The organism is Halomonas sp. SCS19, from assembly GCF_040147015.1.
Taxonomy (GTDB): domain Bacteria; phylum Pseudomonadota; class Gammaproteobacteria; order Pseudomonadales; family Halomonadaceae; genus Halomonas; species Halomonas litopenaei.
Map to the genome: position 1 here is coordinate 1 of NZ_JAMSHN010000007.1, position 470 is coordinate 470.

Genomic DNA, 470 nt, shown 5'->3' on the forward strand with positions numbered 1-470 from the left:
CCCGCAATGGTGACGCTGGCAAGGCCGGCACTGCCGCCCACCGTGAAGCTGCCGGTGACGGTCTCGCCACTGGCTTCTGTCACGCTGTTGTCGGCACCACTGACGTCGGCATCGCTGTCCTCGACCGTCACGGTCGGCGCATCATCTTCCTGACCCTGGATGGTCAGCGTCAGGGTGGTGCTGCTGACGTCGTTGTCGCTATCGGTCAGGGTGTAGGTGAAGACCTCGGTGGCCTTTTCGTCACCGTCCAGGCCCTGCACCGTCGGGTTGGTGTTATCCAGCGCGTAGCTGTAGCTGCCGTCCGAGGCGATGGTCAGAGTGCCGTACTGACCCTCGATGACCAGATTGCCGTCGACCGTGCTGGCACTGTTGCCACTGGCGTTGTTACTGCTGACGGCGGTCACGGTGGTGGTATCGGCGCCCAGAGTATCAGCCGCATCACCGGCACTCGCTCCGCTGTCGGTACCGCC

General features: G+C 64.3%; 1 protein-coding gene. It reads right to left on the bottom strand.

All coding sequences use genetic code 11. The features are described from left to right. Positions 1 to 470: VCBS domain-containing protein (locus NFH97_RS21140; RefSeq protein ID WP_349625586.1), on the bottom strand; the 470-nt coding region annotated here is incomplete at both ends.